This window comes from Rhodococcus sp. NPDC060176, assembly GCF_042728675.1.
In the GTDB taxonomy this organism is placed as follows: Bacteria; Actinomycetota; Actinomycetes; order Mycobacteriales; family Mycobacteriaceae; genus Rhodococcus_F.
In genome coordinates this window covers 388007-405436 of the sequence record NZ_JBHWYS010000001.1, presented here as the reverse complement: position 1 = coordinate 405436, position 17430 = coordinate 388007, and the positions used below count along the sequence as shown (strand labels likewise).

Sequence of the window (17430 nt, the reverse complement as noted above, 5' to 3'; positions counted from 1 at the left end):
TGTTTCAGATGCGTTCGATGATGGTGGCGTTGGCCATGCCGGCGCCCTCGCACATGGTCTGCAGACCGTAGCGTCCCCCGGTGGCCTCGAGGTGGTTGACCATCGTGGTCAGCAGGCGTGTACCCGAGGACCCCAAGGCGTGGCCGAGAGCAATGGCGCCGCCCCACGGATTGAGCTTTGCCGGGTCGGCACCGAACTCGTGAGCCCAGGCGAGCGGCACGGGAGCAAACGCCTCGTTGACCTCGTACGTGTCGATGTCGTCGATGCTCAGGCCGGCGCGAGCGAGCACCTTGTGGGTCGCCGGGATGGGCGCGGTGAGCATGAAGATCGGGTCGTCGCCCGCGACGGAGAAGGAATGGAAGCGTGCTCGCGGGGTCAGCCCCAACTTCGACGCCATTTCTTCGCTCATGATCAGTGCCGCGGATGCACCGTCGGTGAGCGGCGACGAGTTACCGGGAGTGATCGACCACTGTGCCTCAGGGAAACGCTGCGCGTACTTCTCCGAGTAGAACGACGGCTTCAAGCCGGCAAGACCCTCGGCGGTAGTGGACGCGCGAACCGTCTCGTCGACGGTGTGCGAGACGGTCTCACCGGCGGCATCGATCACCGAGATCGGCAGGATCTCCTTGTCGAAGAGCCCCTTCGCCGCTGCCTCCGCTGCCCGCTGGTGGGACTGCGCAGCGAATGCGTCGAGAGCCTCGCGGTCGAACTTCCACTTCGCGGCGATCAACTCCGCGGAGATGCCCTGATTGACCAGGCCTTCGGGGTAGCGAGCCGCGACGCCCGGACCGGAAGCGTCCTTCCCCATCGTCGTAGTGCCCATCGGGACACGACTCATCGACTCGACACCTGCCGCGATCACGATGTCGTATGCACCGGCGATCACGCCCTGCGCGGCAAAGTGCGCAGCCTGCTGACTTGATCCGCACTGGCGATCGATCGTGGTGGCGGGTACCGACTCGGGGAATCCGGCCGAGAGGACCGCGCTGCGGGTGATGTTGAGAGCCTGCTCACCGGCCTGTCCGACGCAACCGCCGATAACGTCGTCCACCAGGGCGGGGTCCAGGCCGTTTCGATCGACGATGGAACGTAGAACATGGGCCATCAGTTCGACAGGGTGCGTCCCGGACAGTGCTCCGCCCGGCTTGCCCTTGCCTGATGCGATCCGGACTACATCGACGATCACTGCCTTGGTCATCTTCGTTCCCTTCGAGGACGTGTACTGCTGGGGCGGTCCGGCACCCGAGTTTCGTGGCGCCGAGCGCCGGACCGAGATCGAGGGAGCACCCTGACTTAGCGCTCGCTAAAGGATTACCATCGACGCAACCCGCGCGTCAAGAGGAGCTGCCGGGCTTCGAATCAGATGCTCACCAACGACCGTTCACACGATCAGTAACCTCGTCGGGCCTCAGCCAACCGTTAGTACTTTCGAATGATAGGTTTTCAATCTTCGCCCGAAATGTCCGGAATCGGATAACCTTCCGCCACAAGCAATCCAAGCCACATGGGGATTCGGGACGTGGCACCAATCGATGACAAACCGCAGGGGGACTGACCGGGAGGTTGAGCGTGGACCTGCGATACGTTGCCTTCACTCGTGCCGACTCGCATTTCTACGACCGAATCAGAACGGTGATTCGACCTGACACACCGACTGACCAGCACTTTGTCCCCGCAAAGTCGGTGGAGTGGTCACTCTGGCGGCGCGGTCCCCAAAGCGGACCGTGGAACTACTTCCAACCGCCTGGAAATCCGCTGCCCGAACAGGGATGGAAGATCCACTGCTCCGCTACCCAGGCGAACGCACAGGAGTTGCTCGATACCGTTTCCGCGTATTGCGGCCACAATCTGGTGCCGTTCAAATTTCTTCGGACGGCGACAGACCTCATGTTGTCCAACAGCAAGCAGGCCAATCGAACTTCCAGCGGAAAATTCATCACGATCTATCCGCCGGATGGTGTTGCCACACAACGTGTCATCACCGAACTGGACGGGCTTGTCGCGGGTGCCGACGGACCCTACATCCTCAGCGATGTGCGCTGGAACCGTGGACCGCTCTACCTACGATACGGCGCGTACCTGCCCATGCAGACCTACGATTCGTTCGGCGATCGTGTCCCGGCAATTCGGCGTCCTGACGGATCGCTCGAACCAGATCTGCGCGGCACTTCCTTCAGGACTCCCGACTGGGTACAAATCCCGGACTTTGTTCGTGCACAACAAGACAAACTCAAATCACCAGGTGAGTTCCCCTTCTCGATTCGAGAAGCCCTGCACTTCAGCAACAGTGGAGGAATCTACTCTGCGTTCGACAGCAACGGCGTCAATCTGGTCATCAAAGAAGGCCGTCCCTTTACCGCCCCGGACGCCAACGGCCGGTACGCAATCGACCGGATCCGTAACGAGTACGACAAATTGACTCACCTGGCCGACAACCCGTACCCACCTTCTGCGATCAGCTTGTTCGAGCGCGAGGGACATCACTTCCTTGTCACCGAGCGCGCTCCCGGCACTCCCCTGAATCAGGAAATTGCGCTCCGCTACCCACTGATACGCGCGGACCAGACACTCGGTTCCCGAACGGAATACAGAACCTGGGCACTCGAAATTGCACAACAGTTGACCACCGCGGTCGAGAGCTTCCACAACGCCGGAATCGTTCACGCCGATCTACACCCTGGCAACGTCATGTGCTCACCGTCCGGTATTCGGATCATCGACTTCGAGATGGCCCACAACATCGACGAGCATCCGCCCCGGTCCACCGGAGCTCCCGGATACACCGCACCTCGACAGTTGACAGGAATCGAGGCGGATCGATACTCCTTGGGATGCATCGAGCTGGGACTCTTTGTCCCACTTACTACATTGTTCCCTCTCGATTGCAACAAGATCCCCGAACTCATCGACTATGCGGTGTCTCGATTCGATCTTCCTCGTGCCTTCCGTGCCTCGCTCTACTCGATGCTCGACGTACTCCCGCCGGAACCGGAGAATCGCCCGCATCGTTGGGACACGTCGTCGAACGAAACCTTGCAACGCACGGCCGCTCTATTGCGCTGCGGCATCCTCGCCTCGCTTGATCTCGCCCGCGCTGATCGACTCTTTCCCGGCGACATCGCCCAGTTCGAGGTGAACGGCTACGGCATTGCGCACGGCTCGTGCGGAAACCTGCTCGCCGATGATCTTCCCACCGACACCTTGGAGTCAGTCCTGGAATGGACTGAACATCAGGTTGATTCGGATACGCAACCACAGTTCGGTTTCTTCGACGGGCTCGCGGGTGCGGTGCACACCTTTCGGCATCACGGGCGACATTCGACTGCCGACAGATGGGTCGAGACTTTGTGTCGAGCCCCACTCGACGAGCTCGACTCCAGCCTCTTCAGCGGCCTTTCCGGAATCGGTTGCCTACTACTCGAGGAATCGGTTTCACGACCGATCGTGTCACCCACTCTCGCCGTCGTGACTGAAACTCTGAGCGAACGAATTTCAGCTGCTCGCGCGCATGTCCGCGTCGCCGACGGGCCGCCTTGGGCAGTGGCCGGCCGAGGTGGGTTGATGCGGGGACCGAGCGGACAAGCGCTGTTCTGGACTCGCCACTACGAACTGAGCGGTGATCCTCGATCGCTGGAACACGCACGCCAGCTCGTCGACATCGATCTGTCGGTGATGTCGATGTGCCCTGACGGGTCGATGCAGCTGCGAGAGGAGCGCCGGACAATGCCGTATCTCGGATCGGGATCGGTCGGTGTGGGCCTGGTACTTCTACAACTTCTGCGCCATGTCGACGAACCGCGCTACGCAGCTGCGGTGCGTGCGATATCCCGCGCCGCCACAGTCGAATTCACTGCCCAAGCGGGGCTGGTCAACGGTCGAGCTGGATTGATTCTCTTTCTGGTCGAGCTCTCCAAGACCCCCTATGCCGACTCCGATTACGAAAGCGCATTGGTCCAACAGTTGGGACTTCTAGGCCTTCACTCCGTCAATCACCAAGGAAGCCTGCACTTTCCAGGCGAGCAAAACCTGAGACTGTCGACAGATTGGGCAACCGGATCTGCAGGAATACTGGCATTGCTCCGACATGCCGGATCGTCAACTGCCCGGCAGTCGTTTCCACTGATGTGCGCGTCGAACTGCCACATCTCCTAATTGTTCGGAAGAAATCACCCCCGGAAGATTGGAGCACAGAAGTATCAGGCCAAAAACCTGAAATGAAATCAGCACCGCAAGAAAATTCGATCGATCAAATCCATCGGTAAACATGCCGATCAACAAAGGAAATGACAATGGACGCTATTCTCTCCCTTCAGGATCTGTCAGTCGCCGCCGGCAACGTCGGAGATGCCGGCCAACTCGAGCAGAACGCGGCAATCAGTTCGCTCAGTTTCTTCTGCCTCTGACCTCAGGCCGATACCTCGGAGCAGGCCCGGGGTATCGGCTTTAGGAATCAGTGCATATCACCAAACGAACAGTATTGTTTGATCATGAGACGGATCCACACTTCACCGAGCCGCATACGCCGATGATTTACGCGACCTGGCGGCAATGCCGAGGGCAGATCGTATGGTCAATGGCGGTAATATTTCTCCTGATCCTGACCGTCGCAATTTCAGGGTGGTTCGTTCAGCGTTCAGGCGAGAGTTGGGTTTTCGGAGAAATCTGCTCACGCTGGTACGACGGAGGTGGCGGTTGCCGCGCCGACACCGCTCTCACCTTGACGACGCTTGTCGCACTCCTGCTTCCCTTCGCCTCAGGAATGCTGGTCGGCGTCACCACATTCGCCCGAGACTTCGAGCAAGGCCCCGAAAACCTCGATTCTCTCGAGTCCACCAGCCTTGTTCGATGGTATTTCTTGCGGGTCCTGGTGGTCTTCGTTCCCATCACCCTGGGGCTGGCAGTCCTGGGCCTGGTGCTCGGCTGGACCCATTCGCTGGGCCGGGGAGCAACCGCAACAGATGAAATGACCTCGTTCTCGTTGATGGAGTTCCCCAATTTTCACACGACGGGAATCGTCCTCGGCGCCTACACCTTTGTCGCCATGGTCACCGGCAGCGCGGCCGCATTGCTCGTACGCAACACCGTCGTCGCGATGGTCACGACTCTTCTCGTGTTCTTGATCGTGCCCGTCGCGTTGAGCGCAATGGTCCGCGAGCACTACACGGCTCCCGACATCGAAGTCCAACCCATCGACGGACGGGCACGTGCCGCAGAATACGCACCGTCTCCGTACCAAAATCTCGACTCGAGGTGGGTCATCGGTGCCGGCTTCGCCGATATGGACAGCAACATGATCGACGCCGACTACTCAGTGTGCAGGGCCTCGGATACTTCCGATCAAAAGCAGCAAGACCGCGAGATCGACGACTGCCTTCGAGAACAGGGAATCGATCACTATGCCGTGGTCTATCACCCGCAGAGCCGGTACTGGCAATTTCAGTTCATCGAGACTGCCGTGATGCTGTTGTGCTCCGGGTTGATGGTGGCGCTCGCACTCGTCGGCGCACGTGGACTACGTCGGCGACCCGCCCATAAGCGAATGTCTGAAATATCGAAATCGATTTGATAGCAGCAAGTTTCGATCCACATTCCCTTGTGTTCGAAACTTTGTTCGATTAAACTTTCGGCATGGACAGTCGAGAAGCGTGGCAACTGGATGGCGAGGGCCTCAAGAGTGAGGTTCTCGATCTGGTGCGTGTCCGGCACGAGTTGCAATCGCGGATGGTGCTGTTGATCGTGGAGATGTTTTCCCGGGAGACTGTGGTCGGGAAGGGTTTTCGGGCGATCGCGCAGTGGTTGCATGGTTCGACGAATCTGGAGATCGGTGAGTGCAGTCTGCTGGTCAGTCTGGCGCGGTTGTTGTTGCTCGAACCTGTTGTCGCGGATGCGTTTCACCGGGGTGACGTGGATGCGTTGAAGGCTCGTCAGGTGGCGTCGTTTTGTCAGCATCCGCCGAAGAACATGACGCCGGCGGATGTGGACAAGGCCCGCCGGATTCTGCTTGACCTGGCGTCGAAGAACATTGCGGATTGTGATGCGGTGCGGGCGGCGATCCGGCGGATCGAGAAGCAGTTCGGCAAACGTGAGGACGGTGTTCCTGTGGGTGAGGATTCGGAGCGTAATGAGTTCTATGCCTCGAAAGGTTTGTACGGGCGGGTCAGCGTGAAAGGCGATTTGGATGCGGTCAACGGGGCGCGTTTGATCACGTTGTTGTCGAGTTTGTCGGCGCCGACGCCGGAGAAGGACGGCGTGAAGGACACGCGTACTCCGGCGTTACGACGGGCGGATGGGTTCTGTGAACTGCTGCGGCGGTACGAGCGGGCGGGGTTGGGTCCGATCGAGGGTGGGGTGAAACCGCACATCACGCTGACTGCGTCGGCGAAGGACATGACGGACCTCAAAGCCTTGAAGGATCTACTGCCGTCGACTCAGGAACTGGGGTTCGCGTGGACGGATTGGGTAGGTCCGATCAGCATCGACACCGCCCGGATGTTGGCCTGCGACTGCACGGTCACCCGGATTCTGTTGGATGAGAATGGTGTTCCGCTCGACTGCGGTAAGGAAGTGCGAACCGCGACGGTACCCCAGCGGCGGGCGTTGGCCGTCCGTGATGGTGGGTGCGCGTTTCCGGGGTGCGGGACTCCGTCGGGGTGGTGCGATGCTCATCATATTGTTCACTGGAACGATGGTGGCCCAACAGATCTCGACAATCTGATCTTGTTGTGCGGTCATCATCATCGGACGATGCACCACACCGAATGGCGGGTCGAGATCGGCCCCGACCGAAAAACAGTGTTCTATCCACCGATGTCGATCGATCCGCATCAACAGCCGATCGGCGGGAACAGCCCACCGACAGCGGCGTGAATCGCGACAATCGAACACATCAGCACCGGGGCATCACCATGCCCCGGTGCTCGACGTACGTTCAGGTCAGATCCCGGCCCTGCGCACGAGAGCGTCAGTAGCAGAAGGGGATACAACATCGATCGCCCGGAGAAGCCCCGCATATCGCGGATACATCTCGGCGGGGCGAGTATTGATCGCCCGCAAGATCCACGACGCAGCTTGATCGGCTGTCAGCGCCGGCTGGCTCACGTAATCTGCCGTCGGCGCGATCATCGGTGTTCGTATCAGCGGGAATTGCACTGTGGTGACATCGACGCCGGTGCCGTGACACTCCGCTCCGAGGCTTCGGCCGAAGGCACTGAGCGCAGACTTCGACGCATGATAGGCGCTGAACCTGGGCATCACCCCGGCAGTAACTCCCCAGGTTCCGACGTTGATGATGTGTCCGGATTTCGCCTCGAGCATCGCGGGCAGCAGACGCAGCGTCAGTCGTGTAGGTCCGAAATAGTTCAGTGCCATGGTGCGCTCGTAGTCGTGGAATCGGTCGACCGAATCCAACGCGGTACGCCGGATCGAGCGACCCGCATTGTTGACGAGTATGTCGACCGACCCGAATCGATCGGCGATGGTCTCCGCGAGTTCGTCCACAGCTTCCCCTCGCGAGAGGTCCGCTGGCACGATGTGCGCCCACCCTCCCTGGCGGTGGATATCGTCCCGCACGTGTTCGAGGTTTTCCTCACCACGCGCGACCAGGATCATCTCGGCTCCTCGGCGGGCCAGGAGGTGGGCAGTCGCCTCACCGATCCCCGAGGAGGCTCCCGTCAGAACGATTGTCTTGTCGGAGAGCGTGACGCCACGCGACGGAACAAGTGAGCGCAGACGCGTCGGCGGACTCAATGCAAGATTGCTGAGAATCGATCTGATCACGTCGGCCTCGGTTCGATCTTCGCGTGCGATTCGGTGCGAACCCGTCCCTGAACAGCCCACTTCGGACGCACCGCGGAAATTACTCAAAAGTAAGTTATGGCGCCGTTTCGGCCGTGTCAAGAATTCGTCGAGATCCAGGAGTATCTGCCACTAGCTTTTCCTGATACCTCGGGTTACATTAAATCCAGACCGAGTGCCAGCGATCACACAACCGGCCCTCGATTCCACCGAATACCGCGAGAAACACCAGCGGTGACCGAAACGAAGAGGAGACGCCATGACGCTCACATCGCCGCTCGACAAGCGCGCAGAAGCATCCGACGACTCGTACAACGAGACGCTTCGACTCCTGTCCGAGGGCTCGGTGCACAAGCACTTCGACCCGTACCTCGACATCGACTGGGATTCCCCCGAGTTCGCCGTCGTCCCGAACGATCGCCGCTGGATCCTCCCGGCCGAGACAGACCCGCTGGGTGCACACCCCTGGTACCAGGCGCAGTCCGAGGCCAAGCAGATCGAAATCGGCATGTGGCGCCAGGCCAACGTCGCGAAGGTCGGTCTCCAGTTCGAGAACATCCTGATCCGCGGCATGATGCAGTACGTCTTCTCGCTGCCCAACGATTCGGCCGAGGCACGCTACTGCACGCACGAGTCCGTCGAAGAGTGCAACCACACGATGATGTTCCAGGAGATGGTCAACCGCATCGGTGCCGACGCTCCGGGCATGAGCCGTCCGATGAAGATGCTTGCACCCTTCATCCCCCTCGCCGCGGGTCCGTTCCCCGAACTGTTCTTCGTCGGTGTCCTCGCCGGTGAAGAGCCGATCGACCACATCCAGAAGAGCATCCTGCGCGCCGGCGGCCAGATCCACCCGATCATGCAGTCGGTCATGGCCATCCACGTGGCCGAGGAAGCGCGCCACATCTCGTTCGCGCACAAGCTTCTGAGCCGTCGCATCCCGCTGATGTCACGCCCGAACCGGTTTGTCCTCTCGCTGCTGTTCCCGATCGTCATGCGCATTCTCTGTGACGCCATCGTCATCCCGCCGAAGTCCTTCTGGAAGCAGTTCGACATCCCCAAGTCCGTGAAGAAGGACCTGTTCTGGGATCTGCCCGAATCGCGTCAGACCCTGCGCAACTACTTCGGTGACGTCCGCATGCTGGCCACCGACACCGGACTGATGAACCGTGCCTCGCGCTTGGTGTGGAAGGCCTGCAAGATGGACGGCCGCGCATCACGCTTCCGTAGCGAACCTCACCGCAGCTCGCACAACGCCGCCGCGTAGCTCCCGGACAGTCGAGATCGGACTCATAGCGCCATGCCACACGTAGTCACGCAGTCCTGTTGCAGCGACGCCTCGTGCGTCTACGCCTGCCCGGTCAACTGCATCCATCCGACGCCGGACGAGCCGGACTTCCTCACCGCCGAGATGCTGCACATCGATCCGCAGGCCTGCGTCGACTGCGGGGCATGCGTCTCTGCCTGCCCGGTCGACGCCATCGTCCCCGAGTCGAAGCTGACCGACCCGCAGCGGGTCTTCCTGTCCATCAACGCGGACTTCTACAAGGAAGAGCGGCCTCGGCCACTTCTCGCCAAGGTCATCCCGGCAGCCCATGTCGACAAGGGCCGCCCGCCGTTGCGAGTAGCGATCGTCGGTTCCGGTCCGTCCGCGATGTACGCCGCGGACGAGTTGCTGACGCAGCCCGATGTGCAGGTCAACGTCTTCGATCGCCTTCCGGTCCCGTACGGCTTGGTCAGAGCCGGCGTTGCTCCGGATCATCAGAAGACCAAGCAGGTCACCCGCCTGTTCGACAAGATCGCCGCGCAAAAGGGTTTCGAGTTCTACCTCAACGTCGAGATCGGCAAGCACATCTCGCACAGCGAACTGCTCGAAAATCACCATGCGGTGCTCTACGCAGTCGGCGCATCGTCCGACCGTGGTCTCGGCATTCCGGGTGCTGATCTGCCTGGCACGGCCTCGGCCACCGACTTCGTGGCCTGGTACAACGGCCACCCCGATCACGCAGACGACGTCTTCGACCTCTCGCATCGCCGCGCGGTCATCATCGGAAACGGAAATGTCGCCCTCGACGTCGCTCGCATCCTGACGGCCGATCCCGAGAAGTTGGCGGGTACCGACATCTCCGCTCACGCACTCGCCGCTCTGCGGAAGAGTCGTGTCGAAGAAGTTGTCATCGTGGGTCGCCGCGGAATCGCGCAGTCAGCGTTCACAGTTCCCGAGTTCACCGGTCTGATGGCACTGCCGGACATCGAACTGTCCGTCGGACCCGACGACATGGTTCTCGACTCGGCAACCGAAGAACTGGCAAAACGCGGCGAGCTTCCACACGCCGTCGAGCAGAAGTTGCGTCTACTCGAAGCCCTGAAAAACCGCGATCACGTCGACGTCGGCAACAAGCGCATCACGTTGCGCTACCTGCTCACGCCGACGTCTATCACCGGCGACGACCAGGTCAGTGGAATCGAATTCGCTCGCAACGCCCTGGTTGACGTCAACGGAACCGTACAGATCGAGGCGACCGGCGATACCGAGACCATCGACGCCGGGCTCGTTCTCACCTCGATCGGCTACCGCGGAGTGCCCATCGCCGGCGTCCCGTTCGACGAGCGTGGTTCGGTCATTCCGAACGAGCGCGGCCGCGTCCTCGAGGCTCCGAACGGTGATCCCGCCACCGGCGTCTACGCAACCGGATGGATCAAGCGTGGACCGAGTGGGTTCATCGGCACCAACAAGTCCTGTGCGCAGGAAACCATCAGGATGCTCGTCGACGACTTCAACGACGGCCGCTTGACCAACCCTGTCGCCGACGACTCCGCCGTCGATCGTCTGGTCCGAGCTCGGCAGTCCGACGTTGTCGACCGCGAGGGTTGGCACTCCATCGACAAGGCAGAGTTGGAACGCGGCGCTGCCCACGATCGCGTCCGCGAGAAGATTCTCGATCAAGGCGAGGTCACGTCGATCCTCCAAGCCGCAGCTCGGGTGAAGCCGGCCCGTCGATTCGGTCGACCCGTTCGCGCTCGCTGATCCACCACAGGTAAACAGCTACTTTCACGCACACGGCCCCGCCTGCAGACTCGTCTGCCCGGCGGGGCTGTCTGCGTTGAGCCGGGCGTCCCACTCAGCGAAAATTTTTGCCCGTCAGCGGCGGAAATCGTGTAATACTGCAACCTGTTCCAGTAAGCGGCACAGCGGGCCACGATCTCAGGATCAGGCGCGCCAACCAGATGAGGATTGCATGAGCGAGACTGCAACGCCGGCGCCGAACGGGAGTGTGACACCTGCAGTAGAGGGTTGGTTCACCACCGGCGACGAACCTGCTCTGATCGGCACGAAGTGCCAATCCTGCGGCACCATTTCCTTCCCTCGTGAGGCGACGTTCTGCAAGAACCCGAGCTGCTTCAGCGAGGAGTTCGACGACGTGGAACTCTCCCGCCGCGGCACCGTCTGGTCGTACACCGACGCGCAGTACCAGCCGCCACCGCCGTACATCCCGCGCTCGGATCCGTACGAGCCCTTCGCTCTGGCCGCAGTCGAGCTGCCTGAGGGCATCGTCATCCTCGGCCAGGTGGCCGACGGTTACGGCGTCGACGATCTCAAGGTCGGCAATACCGTCGAATTGGTTGTCGAGCCGCTGTACAAGGACGAAACCGGAGTCCGTACGACGTGGCGCTGGAAGCCTGTCGCCGCCGATCAGGAGTCGCAGTCATGAGCAAGGATGTCGCAGTACTCGGCGTGGGCATGCACCCCTGGGGCAAGTGGGGCCAGTCGTTCGTGAAGTACGGCGTTGCCGCCGCTCGCGCCGCCCTCGCGGATTCGGGTGTCGACTGGCAGGACGTCGACTTCATCGTCGGCGGCGAGACCGTCCGCAACGGGTACGGCGGATACGTCGCCGGAGCCACCTTCGCCCAGGCACTCGGCTGGAACGGCGCTCGCGTCGCCACGTCGTACGCCGCGTGTGCGACGGGTGCCCAGGCACTCGATACCGCCCGCGCTCGGATCCTGGCCGGCCTCAGCGAAGTTGCCTTGGTCGTCGGCGCCGACACCACGCCCAAGGGCTTCCTCGCACCCGTCGCCGGTGAGCGTTGGGACGACCCGGACTGGCTGCGCTTCCGACTCATGGGCATGACCAACCCGGCGTACTTCGCGCTCAACGCGCGTCGTCGCATCGACCTCTACGGCGCGACCGCTGAGGACTTCGCCAACGTGAAGGTCAAGAACGCCAAGCACGGGCTGGCCAATCCGAATGCGCGCTACCGCAAGGAAGTCACCGTCGAAAACGTGTTGGCCTCCCCCGTCGTGTCCAATCCCCTGCACCTGCTCGACATCTGCGCAACTTCGGACGGCGGCGCCGCAATCTTGCTGACGTCGATGGAATACGCCCGCAAGATGGGTATCGCGGAACCTGTTCGAATCAAGGCTATTTCGACAGTCACGCCGACGTTCCCGCAGACGATCATGGACATGCCGAACTTCTCCACCGATTCCAGCTCCGCCGTCCCCGCTCCGGAGCGCACGTTCAAGGAGTCCATCGGCTACGCCGCGTACGAAGAAGCCGGGATCTCTCCCGAGGACGTCGACGTCGCCGAGGTTTACGACCTCGCCACCTCGGTGGAACTGGACTGGATCGAAGACCTCGCCCTGTGTAAGCGCGGCGAGGCCGAGCACCTACTGCGTGCGGGTGACACCAGCATCGGGGGCCGCATCCCGGTCAATCCGTCCGGCGGTCTCGCGTGCTTCGGCGAAGCCGTTCCCGCACAGGCACTTGCGCAGGTGTGCGAGCTCACCTGGCAGCTGCGCGGACAGGCTGAGGGCCGCCAGGTCGACGGTGCTCGCATCGGCATCACCGCCAACCAGGGCCTGTTCGGCCACGGCTCCTCGGTGATCGTTTCCGCCTGACCCTGTTCTGCTTTCGTGGCGGTCGCTCACTCAACCGTGAGCGGCCGCCACGATCACGTCTGCCACTGCCCCTGGCTGTGAAACCAGCGATGCGTGCGACGTCGGGAGTTCGCTGGTGCTCGCGCCCATGCGATTTGCCATGAACCGCTGCGCTGTCGGCGGAATCACGCGATCGTCACCGGCGACCAAATACCAACTCGGTGTGTTCGCCCACGATGGCGCACCACCCGGTTCCAGATTTGCCCACAGCGCGATCGACTTCTGATGCGCCAACATCGTTGCCGCTGTTTCGTCCGAAACATCTTGAGCGAAGACCGAATGGAAATACTCGTCGGTGACGTAGCCGTCGACGTTCTTGCCGCCGATGGCTTGTGTGTCGTCAACGATCTTCACTCCCAGAGCCGGAGGCAGCAATTGACTGCCCGGGAACCTGATGGGATCGATCGTGATCTGTACCGGCTCACCCTGAACCGGAGCAAACGCCGCGATGTACACCAACGACTGCACCTTCGGGTCATGGACGTTGGTGATCACCGCGCCGCCGTACGAGTGGCCTACGAGCACGACAGGTCCGTCGATGTCCGCAACCGTCTTCTCGATCACGGACGCGTCGTAAGCGGGCCCGCGTAGAGGATTGTCCGGCACCACGACGCGATAGCCACGCGAGCGCAGGTCGGCGGCAACGCCGTCCCAACTGGTCGCGTCGGCAAAGGCGCCGTGAACGAGAACGACAGTGGGCATGGGACTTGCCACCGCGGCACCAGAGCCGAAGATCAGTCCGGCCGCAACTGTCATGAGCAACGCCAGAACTGCTGTGAATACACGTGAGATCTTCATGCGTTTCCTTCACTCTCGTCGAAAAGCGAGAAACTGCGGTAAGCCGGGACATGCCCGTTTCGATCCTAGAAATACCTGGTGCGACGGACGTGACTGTCCGTGCAGACTTCTGGGCTCACACTGCACAACTTCTGGTTGAGCGTCCGCATCGCGGGGTATCAGGGCTGCATGGCTTTGCTCCTGGATACATCCGTGCTGGAGCCTGACCAACGCACGGACGCCTTTGTCGACGCGATGGGTCGTGCCTCGGTTCCGTGCGCAATCCACTTGGAGACCCCGGAACGGGTGAGCGCAAGAATGAACGTGTGGAACCTCGGTGCAGCATCACTGTTCCGCTCCGAGTCGACTGGTATGCGGTTGACCCGAACACCACGCCACGTCCGGTCCGCGTCGATGCCCGTCCTTGCGATTGCCCTGCAGGAGAGCGGGATCGGCCATCTCGACCAACACGACGAACAACGCAGAGTGCCCGCCGGTGAACTGCTGATGACGGACCTGACGTCGACCTACGATTTCTCCTGGTCGGGAACGGGCGCTTCCCAGTGCCTCTACGTTCCGATGGATCGGCTGGGATTGCCGATCGAGACCGTCCGCGACGCAGCGACCCGGCCTCATCACAGCAATCTGTACCCCTTGATGATCGCGCACGTTCGCGAATTGTTCCGCAGCGCCGACCTGTTGGAGACCGATCCCGCGGCTGAACAACTGGGCGAGGCTTCGATCGAACTCGCGCGCGCGTTGGTCACCTCCATCGCGCATTCCAATCCCGACGCTTCGGCCCCGAGATCGACACGCGCCGCGGCTTCGATCCGTCGATACATCCGCGAACACCTTCACGATCCAGCACTGCATCCCGCACGAATTGCTCACGCCCACAACATCTCACTGCGACAGCTGTACAAGATCTGCTCGGACAACGGATTTCGGATCGAGCAGTGGATCATCACCCAGCGTCTGCAAAAAGCTCGCGAAGAACTTCGTGGACCGGCCACCGCCGACCTGCCGATCGCGACCATCGCGCACCGGGCGGGTTTTGTCGACGCCGGCCACTTCAGCCGACGCTTTCGGCTGGCCTACGGAATCAGCCCGACTCGTTGGCGTCAGCTCCGCGATTGAAGCAGCGCCACAACGTCTGACTGACCACGACTTTCGGCATTGTCCAACGCGGTCTTTCCTGACGCATCCCGGATCGAGGGATCTGCCCCAGCGTCGAGGAGCTGAGTGATCACATCGATATAGCGCGCGGAACCGTCGCCGTACACAACGGCTTCGAGTAGCGCCGTCCACCCCGGATCATTGACGTGATTGACCGGGACCCCGGCAGCGATCAGCATCCGGACGGTCTCGACATGAGCGTGTTCACTCGCGGGAATCAGAGCCGTACCGCCGTAACGGTTCACGCTGTCGACGTCCGCGCCGTGGGCGAGCGTGAGCGCCAGAATCTCATTCAATCCCTCGGCTCCGGAATACAGGAAGGCCGAATCCTGCATGGAATCCTTCGCGTTCACGTCTGCACCGGCAAGAATCAACGTGGACGCCGCAGCGACGGCGTTGTTCTTGGTGGCCTCGACGAGCGGAGTGCGATCGTCCTGATCGCGGGCTTCGATGTTCGCACCGGAAGCCAGGGCAGCGGTGATCGCTGCCGGATCATTGCGGTCCACCGCATCGAAGAGTGCCCGTTCGGATTCCGGCGTCGACGGCGGCTTGGCATCTGCAGGCGGTGCCATCGCTGACGACGACGCGGTGGTCGGCGCCACCGAGGTGTCGGAAGAACTGCAACCCACCAAGGCTCCGGTTACCGACGCTGCGATTATTCCGCCTGCGAGGACAGCTCTCGACATCCGCTTCATGGAACCAGTCTTCCACAGCCGGCCGAATGGCCCGAGAATCACAGATAGGGCGACATCTTCAACATCGATCGTCTCACCACCGGTTTGATCGCCGGAATGATCCACCGTTTCCAGCCGAGCGTGGCTGCGATGTCCGCGGTGATGTCGTCGAAGCTACGGCTCTGATACCGCAACAGCCGCTGACTCTCTTCGGTATCCACCCAGTCCGTCACATATTCGTTGCCGCTGAAAGCTCTCTCGGGCAACGGTTCCAACCCCATGGCGCCAAGCATCCTCGCCAGATAGTCACGGTAGGTCACCTGACAGGACTCACCACCACCGACAAACAGCACCCGGCCCCACACCTGTGGCGTCTCCAGTGCGTTGGCGAGAGCGACGGCCGCATCATCTGGGTGCAGCACCTCGATCCTGTTGTCCAAGCCGATCTCGAACATGATGGGATCGGCCCCACGTGCGGCGATGATCGGAACGTCGGCGAACCGCGGGATGAACCACGTCAGACCGGACTCTCGCACTATGCGTTCGGCTTCGATCTTCTGGGCTGTGTAGCCATCCGTCGCCTCGAGTGGATCATCCACTCTACGAGGCGGTTTCCGATGCATCGTTCGGCCGTGAACATCGAATGTCGACGCAAAGAGAACTTTCGGTGGACCGCTCTGCGCCAGCGCTGCCGTGACGACGTTACGGGTTCCCTCGACATTGACCTTCGCCGCACCAGCAACGTCGAGTTCACTGGCAGGCGGAATGACTGCGGCCAAGTGAACTACGACATCTACCCCTGCCACCGCGGCCTCGACGGTCTGGTAGTCACGAATGTCGCCCCAGATCGTCTCGATCCCGTGAAAGGCGTTCGCCCGCTTGCGATCATCGGGAGTTGCCAGCGCAAGACAACGAACGTCGTGACCTCTGCGCACGAGTTCCGTCAGGACGTGCGAACCGATGTTCCCGAAGGCTCCCGTCAAGAGCACCTTCATGATCGGATGGTGCCTCGCCCGGCGATGAGGGGAAGATCCAGCGCTGAAACGAGCCCGGCTTCGATGTCGTCGAGCATCGGAATGGCGTTGATCGCTCGCATTCCCGTCGCCAGGCAACCTCCGGTGATCGGATCTCCGTCGAGCGCCCCACGGAACGCGGTCTCCTGCGTGATGTCCGGACTGCCTTTGATGATCACGCGGTAGACGTCGTTCTCCACGGAAGTTGCTCTGGGCCAGTGTGTTGCGGCATCGTTGGTGATGCGGTTGACGTGCTCGATCACGATCTTCGCCTCGTCACCCACCCAACCGCGGATCTCGAATCGCACTGCGGCACATTGACCGGGTTCGATGACACCGAACGGATACGTGATCGGCTCGGTGGCGGCCCACTTCTCGTACACGGTGTCGATACGGTCCAACTTGACTCCGACGGCGTCGGCGATCATCGGAATGGTGTGACCCCAGGCGAAGATCAACACCTCGGGAATCTCGAGTACCGCCGGAGTATCGACCGACACGCCGATTCCCATCGTGGAGCTGTAGTCGCCTGCATAGTTCGCGTAGTCCAACAGTTCCTGCACGCGGACGCTGTCCACCCGGCCACAGACGCCCATGAGCGTCAACGGGAAGAGATCGTTGGCAAATCCCGGATCGATTCCCGTGGTGAAGCACGACTTTCCGCTTTCACGACAAGCCTTTTCGAGGTCCTCCAGCATTTCTTTCGGGCACACCTGCGGGTAGACCAACGGCGTCATCGACGTCGACACCACATGCTTACCCGACAGCAGAGAGCGAGACATGTTCGCGATGTTCTCGACGGCGAATTCAGCAGTCGGACCGAAGTATGCAACCGCGTCAGCATCGACGGCGAGTGCTGCCTCGCTGTCGATCGTGGCGGCCAACCCCACCGGCTCGACTCCGATGAGTGTGCCGACGTCGACGCCGTCCTTCTCCGGGTTGTGCACGATCACGCCGCCCAGTTCGAATTCGGGATGATCGAGCAGTTCGCGGATGACCAACTTCCCCACGACGCCCGTTCCCCAGACGATGACCTTGTGTTTCATTGCAGTGCAGT

14 protein-coding genes are annotated in these 17430 nt (G+C 61.4%); 8 read left to right on the top strand and 6 right to left on the bottom strand.

All coding sequences use genetic code 11. From position 1 onward, the window contains the following. Nucleotides 1–4 precede the first annotated feature (4 nt). Nucleotides 5–1198 carry a thiolase family protein gene (locus ACFWEM_RS01845; protein ID WP_378530624.1) on the bottom strand — a complete coding sequence of 398 codons (1194 nt, stop codon included), beginning with the start codon at nt 1196–1198 and terminating at the stop codon, nt 5–7. Between the two features lie 371 nt (nt 1199–1569). On the opposite strand from ACFWEM_RS01845, the gene lanKC reads away from it, so the two are divergent. The 3 genes from lanKC to ACFWEM_RS01830 all read left to right on the top strand — a co-directional run bounded on the left by lanKC (nt 1570) and on the right by ACFWEM_RS01830 (nt 6867). Beyond that, nucleotides 1570–4152 (top strand): class III lanthionine synthetase LanKC, encoded by a 2583-nt coding sequence (gene lanKC / locus ACFWEM_RS01840; RefSeq protein WP_378530622.1) that lies wholly within the window; start codon nt 1570–1572, stop codon nt 4150–4152. A 421-nt stretch (nt 4153–4573) separates the two neighbouring features. Next, complete coding sequence (locus ACFWEM_RS01835) at nt 4574–5566, top strand: hypothetical protein (protein ID WP_378530620.1); 993 nt, start codon at nt 4574–4576, stop codon at nt 5564–5566. Between the two features lie 62 nt (nt 5567–5628). Further along, complete coding sequence (locus ACFWEM_RS01830) at nt 5629–6867, top strand: DUF222 domain-containing protein (protein WP_378530618.1); 1239 nt, start codon at nt 5629–5631, stop codon at nt 6865–6867. 66 nt (nt 6868–6933) lie between these two features. Here the strand turns inward: ACFWEM_RS01830 and ACFWEM_RS01825 are convergent, their stop codons facing one another. Then, a complete protein-coding gene (locus ACFWEM_RS01825) occupies nt 6934–7776 on the bottom strand; it encodes an SDR family oxidoreductase (protein ID WP_378447553.1) in 843 nt (280 codons plus the stop codon). 277 nt (nt 7777–8053) lie between these two features. Here ACFWEM_RS01825 and ACFWEM_RS01820 point away from each other — a divergent pair, with 277 nt between their 5' ends. The 4 genes from ACFWEM_RS01820 to ACFWEM_RS01805 all read left to right on the top strand — a co-directional run bounded on the left by ACFWEM_RS01820 (nt 8054) and on the right by ACFWEM_RS01805 (nt 12694). Next, nucleotides 8054–9061 carry a diiron oxygenase gene (locus ACFWEM_RS01820; protein ID WP_214880718.1) on the top strand — a complete coding sequence of 336 codons (1008 nt, stop codon included), beginning with the start codon at nt 8054–8056 and terminating at the stop codon, nt 9059–9061. Nucleotides 9062–9094: 33 nt separating this feature from the next. Continuing rightward, nucleotides 9095–10822: an FAD-dependent oxidoreductase gene (locus tag ACFWEM_RS01815; protein WP_378530616.1), complete on the top strand. Its 1728-nt coding sequence runs from the start codon at nt 9095–9097 to the stop codon at nt 10820–10822. A gap of 211 nt (nt 10823–11033) precedes the next feature. Beyond that, nucleotides 11034–11507, top strand: a complete 474-nt coding sequence (locus tag ACFWEM_RS01810) for a Zn-ribbon domain-containing OB-fold protein (protein ID WP_378530614.1) — start codon at nt 11034–11036, stop codon at nt 11505–11507. Next, nucleotides 11504–12694 (top strand): lipid-transfer protein, encoded by a 1191-nt coding sequence (locus ACFWEM_RS01805; RefSeq protein WP_378530612.1) that lies wholly within the window; start codon nt 11504–11506, stop codon nt 12692–12694. Before ACFWEM_RS01810 ends, ACFWEM_RS01805 begins: the two co-directional genes overlap by 4 nt. A gap of 30 nt (nt 12695–12724) precedes the next feature. Here the strand turns inward: ACFWEM_RS01805 and ACFWEM_RS01800 are convergent, their stop codons facing one another. Next, nucleotides 12725–13531: an alpha/beta fold hydrolase gene (locus tag ACFWEM_RS01800; RefSeq protein WP_378530610.1), complete on the bottom strand. Its 807-nt coding sequence runs from the start codon at nt 13529–13531 to the stop codon at nt 12725–12727. A gap of 99 nt (nt 13532–13630) precedes the next feature. Here ACFWEM_RS01800 and ACFWEM_RS01795 point away from each other — a divergent pair, with 99 nt between their 5' ends. Continuing rightward, nucleotides 13631–14647 (top strand): helix-turn-helix domain-containing protein, encoded by a 1017-nt coding sequence (locus tag ACFWEM_RS01795; RefSeq protein ID WP_378530608.1) that lies wholly within the window; start codon nt 13631–13633, stop codon nt 14645–14647. Here the strand turns inward: ACFWEM_RS01795 and ACFWEM_RS01790 are convergent. From ACFWEM_RS01790 to ACFWEM_RS01780, 3 genes are read right to left on the bottom strand one after another with little or no spacing between them, the layout of a single operon-like run. Continuing rightward, nucleotides 14632–15381 carry an ankyrin repeat domain-containing protein gene (locus ACFWEM_RS01790; RefSeq protein WP_378530606.1) on the bottom strand — a complete coding sequence of 250 codons (750 nt, stop codon included), beginning with the start codon at nt 15379–15381 and terminating at the stop codon, nt 14632–14634. The genes ACFWEM_RS01795 and ACFWEM_RS01790 overlap by 16 nt on opposite strands. 38 nt (nt 15382–15419) lie before the next feature. Next, nucleotides 15420–16355: an NAD-dependent epimerase/dehydratase family protein gene (locus ACFWEM_RS01785; protein ID WP_378530604.1), complete on the bottom strand. Its 936-nt coding sequence runs from the start codon at nt 16353–16355 to the stop codon at nt 15420–15422. Beyond that, nucleotides 16352–17419, bottom strand: coding sequence for a dihydrodipicolinate reductase (locus ACFWEM_RS01780; RefSeq protein ID WP_378530602.1), 1068 nt, complete (start codon nt 17417–17419; stop codon nt 16352–16354). Before ACFWEM_RS01780 ends, ACFWEM_RS01785 begins: the two co-directional genes overlap by 4 nt. Nucleotides 17420–17430 lie beyond the last annotated feature (11 nt).